General features: G+C 63.5%; 3 protein-coding genes, 1 tRNA gene, 3 rRNA genes, 1 pseudogene and 1 other annotated feature (1 of these 9 cut by a window edge). Of the genes and pseudogenes, 6 read left to right on the forward strand and 2 right to left on the reverse strand.

All coding sequences use genetic code 11. From position 1 onward, the window contains the following. Positions 1–68 precede the first annotated feature (68 nt). Positions 69–539: a nuclear transport factor 2 family protein gene (locus Ae331Ps2_RS17425; RefSeq protein WP_075307706.1), complete on the forward strand. Its 471-nt coding sequence runs from the start codon at positions 69–71 to the stop codon at positions 537–539. A 96-nt stretch (positions 540–635) separates the two neighbouring features. On the opposite strand, the gene Ae331Ps2_RS17430 is transcribed toward Ae331Ps2_RS17425, so the two are convergent. Further along, positions 636–709: transfer RNA gene (locus Ae331Ps2_RS17430), tRNA-Arg, on the reverse strand. Between the two features lie 192 nt (positions 710–901). Here Ae331Ps2_RS17430 and Ae331Ps2_RS17435 point away from each other — a divergent pair. Then, positions 902–1,705 (forward strand): PP2C family serine/threonine-protein phosphatase, encoded by an 804-nt coding sequence (locus tag Ae331Ps2_RS17435; protein WP_075307704.1) that lies wholly within the window; start codon positions 902–904, stop codon positions 1,703–1,705. Positions 1,706–1,708: 3 nt separating this feature from the next. Here Ae331Ps2_RS17435 and Ae331Ps2_RS17440 read toward each other — a convergent pair whose 3' ends face one another. Beyond that, positions 1,709–2,332, reverse strand: a complete 624-nt coding sequence (locus tag Ae331Ps2_RS17440) for a methyltransferase domain-containing protein (RefSeq protein WP_075307702.1) — start codon at positions 2,330–2,332, stop codon at positions 1,709–1,711. 738 nt (positions 2,333–3,070) lie between these two features. Here Ae331Ps2_RS17440 and Ae331Ps2_RS17445 point away from each other — a divergent pair. The 4 genes and pseudogenes from Ae331Ps2_RS17445 to Ae331Ps2_RS34285 all read left to right on the forward strand — a co-directional run. Beyond that, positions 3,071–4,590: ribosomal RNA gene (locus Ae331Ps2_RS17445) — 16S ribosomal RNA — on the forward strand. A 315-nt stretch (positions 4,591–4,905) separates the two neighbouring features. Then, positions 4,906–7,996, forward strand: a 23S ribosomal RNA gene (locus Ae331Ps2_RS17450). Between the two features lie 104 nt (positions 7,997–8,100). Beyond that, positions 8,101–8,217, forward strand: a 5S ribosomal RNA gene (rrf, locus tag Ae331Ps2_RS17455). The 16S, 23S and 5S rRNA genes sit together here, the layout of an rRNA operon. Positions 8,218–9,541: 1,324 nt before the next feature. Further along, positions 9,542–9,844 (forward strand): annotated as a pseudogene (locus Ae331Ps2_RS34285) (single-stranded DNA-binding protein); the annotation flags it as partial. 153 nt (positions 9,845–9,997) lie between these two features. Beyond that, positions 9,998–10,048, forward strand: a sequence feature (23S ribosomal RNA rRNA prediction is too short) (it continues 474 nt past the right edge of the window).

Consider the following 10,048-nt stretch of genomic DNA (forward strand, 5'->3'; position numbering starts at 1 on the left):
GGGTGTGTCCCTGCGGTCGGTCCGGCAGCGCACGGATCCCGCGGCCCCCTCCCGAGTCGGAGATCCTGATGTCCCCAGCTACCGACCGACCGCCGCCCGCGTGGACGTGGGACGACGAGATCGCGACCGCACTACGACTGCGCTTCCTGCAGTGGACCCGGTGCAACTCGTCGGGACTGGTCGACCAGCTCGAGCAGTACCTGCACCCGGCGTTCCTCTACGTCAGCGTCTTCGGCCGCCGCTACGACCGTGACGGCTACCTGACGCTCGTCCGGAGCCTCGAACCAGGAGCGACCTACATCGTCCACCGCGCCGCGGCCCGGGTGAACGGCCCGATCGCCCAGCTCGACGGCGACTACTTCACCCTCTCCGTGACCAACGACGGCGAGGACCTCTCCGCGCACACCCGGTTCACCGCAACCTGGGTTCACGGGAGCGACGGCTGGCGGTGCCTGACGCAACAGGGAACCAGCTACGAACCCGATGAGTACACGCGGGACGAGGTCGCCGCACTTCTCCGCGACCGGCAGGGCCGGTGAGCGGTCCCGCCGAGTGACGTGCCCGCGTCTGGAGGCGATGTACGCCGACGACGAGCACACCCGTGCCGGGAGCAACCGACTCGGTGTGTAGGTGAGTGCCCCCGGCAGGATTCGAACCTGCGACCTAGAGATTAGAAGGCTCTTGCTCTATCCAGCTGAGCTACGAGGGCCGGCCGCCCCGGACCTCGTCCGGTGCGCCCCCACCGTAGCGAGGAGGGCAAGCGATCACAGCTGCGGCTCCGCCGTCACGAACCACCCGATCCGGCCCGTGCGCAGGGCGTAGCGCCATCCGACCGGTTGAAGCACACGCCGAACGGGCCTCGCCTGCGACGCTGACGGACCGTGACGTCCATACTGTCCCCATGGTGCTGGGACTGCGATCCGCGCTCGGGTCGGATGTGGGCCGTCGCCGGACGTCGAACCAGGACTCCGGAGCGACGACCGGCCGACTGCTGATCGTGGCCGACGGGATGGGCGGTCATGCCCACGGCGAGATCGCGAGTGCGACGACGGTGTCGGTGTTCACCGAGCTGGAGTCTCGACTCCCGCAGGACCTCACCGACATCGACCTCGCGGCCGAGATGATCGAAGCGCTCAACGACGCCACGGACCGGTTGGCCCGCCGCGCCGCGGACGAGCCGGAGATGCGGGGGATGGGCACGACCGTCGTCTCGCTGCTCCTCACCGGTGACCAGCTCGCGCTCGCCCACATCGGGGACTCCCGGATCTACCTGCTGCGGGACGGCGAGCTGAGCCGGCTCACCCACGACCACACGATGGTCCAGCAGCTCGTCGACCAGGGGCAGATCACCCTCGAGGAGGCGGCGCACCACCCGCGCCGCTCCGTCCTGATGCGCGCGCTGAGCACCGACCACGCGCCGGAACCGGACCTCGACCGTGTCGACATCCTCGTCGGGGACCGCTATCTCCTCTGCTCCGACGGTGTGACCGCCGTGCTCGACGACGACGTCCTGCACCGCGAGCTCGCCTCCGGCGCCGAGCCGGAGCAGGTCGTCGACGAGCTCATCAGGCTCGCCAACGAGGGCGGCGGGCCCGACAACATCACCGCGATCGTCGCCGACGTCGTGGAGGTCGACGACGCCGGCGGCCCGGGTCAGGATCTGCGGATCGCCGGGGCCGTCGCCGAGATCGCCACCGCGGACTGATCCTCAGCGCCGGGCCACCACCCGCCGCAACCGGACCGTCCGCAGCGCCGTGCGGTGCGCCGCGAGGTCCGCACGCGCCCGGTCCGGGAGATCGGGCGGGTAGACGCCGGCCGCGCACAGTTCGTCGGCGCCGACCGACGCTGCGTCCCCGTCGAGGGTGAAGTCGAGACGGTCGTCGGCGAGTACGGCGAAGTCCGCGGCGGCCGCCAGCCACTCCGGGTGCTCGACGGCCGCCCTGTGCCGCCACGCACCACGGACCGCCTTCCGCAACGCGGACCCGTGCCAGCCGAACGACCGCGGCGCCGGCACCAGGACCGAGATGAGCCCGTGCGGTGCGAGGACCCGCCGCAGCTCCGCGAACAGACCGTCGATGTCCCGCAGGTGGGGGAGCAGCATCGGGACGGCGACCCGGTCCACCGACCGGGTCCGGAGGGGAAGCGCCACGGGCGACGCCGTGATCCGGAGGGGCTCACTGTCGCCCGCCTCCACCACGAGCTGCCCGGCGACGACGGTCGCCCGGACCCGGCCCGTCGCACCCGGGGTGCGGCACCAGGCCGCGGCGGTGAGCTCCGCGCCGGCACGCAGCCGGTGCAGGACAGGAGGGAGGACGTCTCCGTCGGAGTGCACGCGCCGAGTCTCGCGTGGCGATGCACCGGGCCTACGAGACACCACGACGAACGGCCGCCCGCGGTCGACGATCGTGATCAACTCCCTGAGCCCGTCGCCTCCGGCGACGACCTTCCGCCCACCGACCGCTCGTCGCGGCCGGACACCGCGACGGGCGGTCGAAAAAAATCTTGAAAACAGTTGGCGTGCAGGCAGGCGTGGGACGAACGACGGGTGGAGCTCCGGTTCGAACCCCCACCGTGAGCTTCCACTTGCGCGATCGGCGCTGGTCAACCAGTATCCGAGGTGAGCTCGTCAGGGCGACCGTTCGTCGCTCGGCAGGGTCGGGCTCGACCGCGGTGTCGTGCGGCCCGGAGACGGGTTTGCGCAGGTCAGTGGGTGTTTCCGACCCCGATTTGACGTGCCCGAATCGCATGGCGTAACTTTCTTCCTGTCAGCGAGTGAGCCGGACAGAACGGGCCCTGAGTGGTTCGGTCAACAGGCCCCGCGGACGACTGACCCCCGGTGGTTCGCCGAGTTTCTCGGTGTGATTGTCTTGGCGGGTCGAGGCGATCCGTCTTCAGGATCCCGCTTCCTTGTGTGGGGGTTGGGTGATTGCGGTGCGGGTGTCTTTTGAGAACTCAACAGTGTGTCGAGCTATATTGAATCGGTTTGGCGTTTTGTGCCAGATTGTTTGTTTGGTTGCAGCATTCGATCCCGTCGGGTGTTGTGGCTAGTTGTTTGTTGCAAGTCAGGGTTTTGTTGGAGAGTTTGATCCTGGCTCAGGACGAACGCTGGCGGCGTGCTTAACACATGCAAGTCGAGCGGTAAGGCCCTTTCGGGGGTGCACGAGCGGCGAACGGGTGAGTAACACGTGGGTGACCTGCCCTCCACTCTGGGATAAGCCTGGGAAACTGGGTCTAATACCGGATAGGACCACTGGCTGCATGGTTGGTGGTGGAAAGTTTTTTCGGTGGGGGATGGGCCCGCGGCCTATCAGCTTGTTGGTGGGGTGATGGCCTACCAAGGCGGTGACGGGTAGCCGGCCTGAGAGGGCGACCGGCCACACTGGGACTGAGACACGGCCCAGACTCCTACGGGAGGCAGCAGTGGGGAATATTGCGCAATGGGCGGAAGCCTGACGCAGCGACGCCGCGTGGGGGATGACGGCCTTCGGGTTGTAAACCTCTTTCGCCAGGGACGAAGAGTGATTGACGGTACCTGGAGAAGAAGCACCGGCCAACTACGTGCCAGCAGCCGCGGTAACACGTAGGGTGCGAGCGTTGTCCGGAATTATTGGGCGTAAAGAGCTCGTAGGCGGTGTGTCGCGTCGGCCGTGAAAACTTGGGGCTTAACTCTGAGCGTGCGGTCGATACGGGCATCACTTGAGTTCGGCAGGGGAGACTGGAATTCCTGGTGTAGCGGTGAAATGCGCAGATATCAGGAGGAACACCGGTGGCGAAGGCGGGTCTCTGGGCCGATACTGACGCTGAGGAGCGAAAGCGTGGGGAGCGAACAGGATTAGATACCCTGGTAGTCCACGCCGTAAACGTTGGGCGCTAGGTGTGGGGACCATTCCACGGTTTCTGTGCCGCAGCTAACGCATTAAGCGCCCCGCCTGGGGAGTACGGCCGCAAGGCTAAAACTCAAAGGAATTGACGGGGGCCCGCACAAGCGGCGGAGCATGTGGATTAATTCGATGCAACGCGAAGAACCTTACCTGGGTTTGACATGCACCAGACATCCCTAGAGATAGGGCTTCCCTTGTGGTTGGTGTGCAGGTGGTGCATGGCTGTCGTCAGCTCGTGTCGTGAGATGTTGGGTTAAGTCCCGCAACGAGCGCAACCCTTGTTCCATGTTGCCAGCACGTTATGGTGGGGACTCATGGGAGACTGCCGGGGTCAACTCGGAGGAAGGTGGGGATGACGTCAAGTCATCATGCCCCTTATGTCCAGGGCTTCACACATGCTACAATGGCTCATACAGAGGGCTGCGAGACCGTGAGGTGGAGCGAATCCCTTAAAGTGAGTCTCAGTTCGGATCGGGGTCTGCAACTCGACCCCGTGAAGTTGGAGTCGCTAGTAATCGCAGATCAGCAACGCTGCGGTGAATACGTTCCCGGGCCTTGTACACACCGCCCGTCACGTCACGAAAGTTGGTAACACCCGAAGCCGGCGGCCCAACCCTTGTGGAGGGAGCTGTCGAAGGTGGGACTGGCGATTGGGACGAAGTCGTAACAAGGTAGCCGTACCGGAAGGTGCGGCTGGATCACCTCCTTTCTAAGGAGTCCCATCATGTGATGGGGCATCACATGGCTCTGCAGGGTTTTGCTCTGTGGGTTTCTGTGGTTCCTTCATTGAATCGCATCATCAGCTCCGTCTGTGGGTTGGGTGCGTTGGGTGGAACGCAGTTCGTTGGACCGGTTTGGCTTGGCACACTGTTGGGTCCTGAGGAGACACCTGGTGAACGGGTTGTTTTCTTTGGCCGCTCTGGTCGGGGGCTTCCTAACGCCTGCTTGTGGTGGGTGGTGGTTGTTCTTGGTTGGGTGTGGTTGTGGGTTGAGTGTTGCATAGTGGATGCGAGCATCTTGTTGTGGTCAAGTTGTTAAGAGCACATGGTGGATGCCTGGGCATCAGGAGCCGATGAAGGACGTGGGAGGCCGCGATAGGCCTCGGGGAGCTGTCAACCGAGCTGTGATCCGAGGGTGTCCGAATGGGGAAACCCAGCGCCCGTCATGGGGCGTTACCCGTACCTGAATTCATAGGGTGCGTGGAGGGAACGTGGGGAAGTGAAACATCTCAGTACCCACAGGAAGAGAAAACAATAGTGATTCCGTGAGTAGTGGCGAGCGAAAGCGGATGAGGCTAAACCGTGTCCGTGTCAAGCCGGCAGGCGTTGCGGGTGCGGGGTTGTGAGGCGTGTCGTTCATCTTCTGCCGAGGGTGGGACAGCATGAACCGGTGTTAGCGGAACGATTCTGGGATGGTCGGCCGTAGTGGGTGATAGCCCCGTACGCGAAAATGTTTGGTTCTGTTGTGGGCATTGTTCTCGAGTAGCAGCGAGCCCGTGAAATTCGCTGTGAATCTGGCGGGACCACCCGTCAAGCCTAAATACTACCTGGTGACCGATAGCGGACAAGTACCGTGAGGGAAAGGTGAAAAGTACCCCGGGAGGGGAGTGAAATAGTACCTGAAACCGTGTGCTTACAAGCCGTCAGAGCCTTGCGGGGTGATGGCGTGCCTTTTGAAGAATGAGCCTGCGAGTTATGCTTCGTGGCGAGGTTAACCTGTGTGGGGTAGCCGTAGCGAAAGCGAGTCCGAATAGGGCGGTTGAGTCGCGGGGTGTAGACCCGAAGCGGAGTGATCTACCCATGGCCAGGGTGAAGCGTCGGTAAGACGTCGTGGAGGCCCGAACCCACCAGGGTTGAAAACCTGGGGGATGAGCTGTGGGTAGGGGTGAAAGGCCAATCAAACTTCGTGATAGCTGGTTCTCCCCGAAATGCATTTAGGTGCAGCGTCGTGTGTTTCTCGCCGGAGGTAGAGCACTGGATGGCCTAGGGGGCCGACAAGCTTACCGAAGTCAGCTAAACTCCGAATGCCGGTGAGTGAGAGCGCGGCAGTGAGACTGCGGGGGATAAGCTTCGTGGTCGAGAGGGAAACAGCCCAGATCACCGGCTAAGGCCCCTAAGCGTGCGCTAAGTGGGAAAGGATGTGGGATCGCCCGGACAACCAGGAGGTTGGCTTAGAAGCAGCCACCCTTGAAAGAGTGCGTAATAGCTCACTGGTCAAGTGGTCCTGCGCCGACAATGTAGCGGGGCTCAAGCGCACCGCCGAAGCCGTGGCAATGACATCTTTGTGGTGTTGTTGGGTAGGGGAGCGTCCTGCGTCTGGTGAAGCCCGGGAGTGATTTACGGGTGGAGGGTGTGGGAGTGAGAATGCAGGCATGAGTAGCGAATGCAGAGTGAGAATCTCTGCCGCCGGATGACCAAGGGTTCCTGGGCCAGGTTGTTCCGCCCAGGGTGAGCCGGGACCTAAGGCGAGGCCGTCAGGCGTAGTCGATGGACAACGGGTTGATATTCCCGTGCTCGTGATAGTGCGTCCATGCCGAGGCTGGTGATGCTAACCATCCGAACCCACCTTCGCTCCTTCGGGAGTGTTGTTTGTGGGGGAGCGTGGGATCCGATCTGGTAGTAGGCAAGTGATGGGGTGACGCAGGAGGGTAGCTCCGCCACGCGGTGGTTGTCGTGGTGTAAGCCTGTAGCCTGATCTCCTAGGTAAATCCGGGGGGTCGTGAAGGGTGAGAGGTGATGCGTAGCCGATTGAGGCGAAGAGGGTGATCCCATGCTGTCGAGAAAAGCCTCTAGCGAGTGCTGTTGCGGCCCGTACCCCAAACCGACACAGGTGGTCAGGTAGAGAATACCGAGGCGATCGAGCGAACTGTGGTTAAGGAATTCGGCAAAATACCTCCGTAACTTCGGGAGAAGGAGGGCCGGTTGTCTTGATGCCCCGTGCGGGCTAGGGATGGCCGGTCGCAGAGACCAGGCCCAAGCGACTGTTTACTAAAAACACAGGTCCGTGCGAAGTCGCAAGACGATGTATACGGACTGACGCCTGCCCGGTGCTGGAACGTTAAGAGGACCTGTTAGTCCCCTTGTGGGGCGAAGCGGAGAATTTAAGCGCCAGTAAACGGCGGTGGTAACTATAACCATCCTAAGGTAGCGAAATTCCTTGTCGGGTAAGTTCCGACCTGCACGAATGGCGTAACGACTTGGGCGCTGTCTCGACCACAGACTCGGCGAAATTGCACTACGAGTAAAGATGCTCGTTACGCGCGGCAGGACGGAAAGACCCCGGGACCTTTACTATAGCTTGGTATTGGTGCTCGGTTCGGCTTGTGTAGGATAGGTGGGAGACTGTGAAGCTATCACGCCAGTGGTGGTGGAGTCGTTGTTGAAATACCACTCTGGTCGAATTGGGTGTCTTAACCTCGGGCCATGATCTGGTTCAGGGACAGTGCCTGGTGGGTAGTTTAACTGGGGCGGTTGCCTCCCAAAGAGTAACGGAGGCGCCCAAAGGTTCCCTCAGCCTGGTTGGCAATCAGGTGTTGAGTGTAAGTGCACAAGGGAGCTTGACTGTGAGACTGACGGGTCGAGCAGGGACGAAAGTCGGGACTAGTGATCCGGCACCACCTTGTGGAAGGGGTGTCGCTCAACGGATAAAAGGTACCCCGGGGATAACAGGCTGATCTTGCCCAAGAGTCCATATCGACGGCATGGTTTGGCACCTCGATGTCGGCTCGTCGCATCCTGGGGCTGGAGTAGGTCCCAAGGGTTGGGCTGTTCGCCCATTAAAGCGGTACGCGAGCTGGGTTTAGAACGTCGTGAGACAGTTCGGTCCCTATCCGCCGCGCGCGTTGGAGACTTGAGGAAGGCTGTCCCTAGTACGAGAGGACCGGGACGGACGAACCTCTGGTGTGCCAGTTGTCCCGCCAGGGGCACGGCTGGTTGGCTATGTTCGGGAGGGATAACCGCTGAAGGCATCTAAGCGGGAAGCCTGTTCCAAGATGAGGTCTCCCACCACCTTTGAGTGGGTAAGGCTCCCAGGAGATGACTGGGTTGATAGGCCGGAGATGGAAGCCCTGTGAGGGGTGGAGTTGACCGGTACTAATAGGCCGAGGGCTTGCCACAACGAGTTGTTCGCATCCACTGTGTGACCCTGAGCCCACAACCCTGTGCGGGTTGTGTGTTCGTAGGTCCCCCCATGTTTGTGTGGGGGTTTGTTGAATAGTGTTGTCGGTGGTCATTGCGGTAGGGGAACGCCCGGTCCCATTCCGAACCCGGTAGCTAAGCCTTCCAGCGCCGATGGTACTGCACTCGCCAGGGTGTGGGAGAGTAGGTCGCCGCCGACATTCAACATGATCAGGAAACGCCCCGGACTTCATTGTCCGGGGCGTTTCCTGTTTTCTGGGTTCTGTTCCGGTCGGCTCTCCGTAGGCTGCCAGGGCACGACAGCGCTGCCCACAGTGCGCCCGGCGGGGTGCGGGGCGTTGTGTGCCTGTGCTCTGGGCCCGCTTTCGGTTGTGGAGTCGGTCCCGTCCCGTCCCGTCCCGTTCTGTCCCGTTCTGTTCTGTTCTGCGCCGGCTGTGAGCCGGGCGGGGCACGGGGCACAGGTTTCTGTGACCTCGCATCTGCTGCAGGGTCTGCGAGGTCGTAGGACGGTGTGCGAGGTCGAACGCACCCGCGGCGATGGATGAGGCGCGGTAAGGCAGGGCGATGCGGGGTGAGAGTGGGCGGGGACTCGGCCCGGGGCCGGGGCCACGGCGACCCCCGGTCCACCGATGACGCTGCTCCACCGATGACGCTGCTCGGCACCCGACTCTGCACCATCGATAAGACGTGACCCTGCACCACCGGCTAGCCCGCGACTCTCCACCACCGGCGAGAGAGCACGCCAGGGCCAATAAGGCACACACAGGCGGAGTCTCGCTTGTGAGGCACCCAGTCGGCCGAGAACAACCGCCGGCAGCAACACCAGCCACCCCCGGCGGCAACACCAGCCACCAAAGCCCTCAGAGATCGGCACCCACGGCGTCGTCGACACACGAGGAGCCGTCGGCCAGGCCCGCACGCTTTCCAGGCCAAGTGTGGTCGCGGCACGGTGGTCCGGAGATCAGCGTGGGCGCAGTAGGTCCTGCCGCGCTGCCGGCCATGTCCGTGAACCGGTGATCGATCCCTGGTGGTCGCATGCTCCACCGCGGGGCCACCACCGGGGCCGGTCGTAGCGCATCTCCGTGACGTGCCCCGTCAGCGCTCTACTGACGATCGCACCGGGAACCCCGCTGCCCCCCCCCGGCATCTCAGTTCTGTGCGGACAGTGGCCCTCGTCCGGCGTGACCGGATCATGAGGGTGGTGGACGCGCGACGGTGCCCGCTCCGCTGGGCAGAGGGTCCTGCGTGCATCCAGGCCCATCGGAGATCCGCGACGTGAGGATTCCGTGCGGCTGTCGTCGTCGCTGCTCACGGGAGTGTCGGCCACCACGCTGGACACGTCGGGGTAGGCGAGAGGCCAGGGCAGGCACAGCGGCCCGACAATCTCCGTGGCTCCGTCCAGATGGGATGGCCACTCATCCCCAATGGGCGCAGTTGTCCACAGACAGCGAAGCGACCCCGTCGACGGGGCGTGGGCGGGTGAAGCTCATGGGGACAACGCACCCGAGAGCTCCGGAGGATCCGATGAGCGACAACACCGCCACCATCGTCGGCAACCTGACCCGCACCCCCGTCCTGCGCTACACCGCGAACAACATCCCGGTCACGGACCTGATGGTCGCGGTGAACCACCGACGCAAGGACCCGATGACCGAGCAGTGGCGCGACGTCACCTGCACCTACTACACGGTGACGTGCTGGCGGACCCTGGCAGAGCACGCGGTACGGACCTTCGAGAAGGGGCACCGCGTCATTGTCATCGGCCGGATGTACGTCGAGGAGTGGACGGGCCGGGAGGGCGACGTGCGGCAGAGCATCCGGATCGAGCCGTCGAGCGTCGGGCTCGACATCCGCTTCTCCCCGGCGGCCGTCGCGCCGCGTCCGTCGGTGCACTCAGGTCCGTCGGTTCCGTCGGTCCGCGACGCCGACGATGCCGTCTCCCGGTGGGGAGTCCCGCCGACCGAGGCGCCGGACCACGACGGGTACGACGACGAGCCGGACGAGGCAGAGAGTGCGGAGGTCGAGGAGCTC

This window comes from Pseudonocardia sp. Ae331_Ps2, assembly GCF_001932405.1.
Lineage (GTDB): Bacteria > Actinomycetota > Actinomycetes > Mycobacteriales > Pseudonocardiaceae > Pseudonocardia.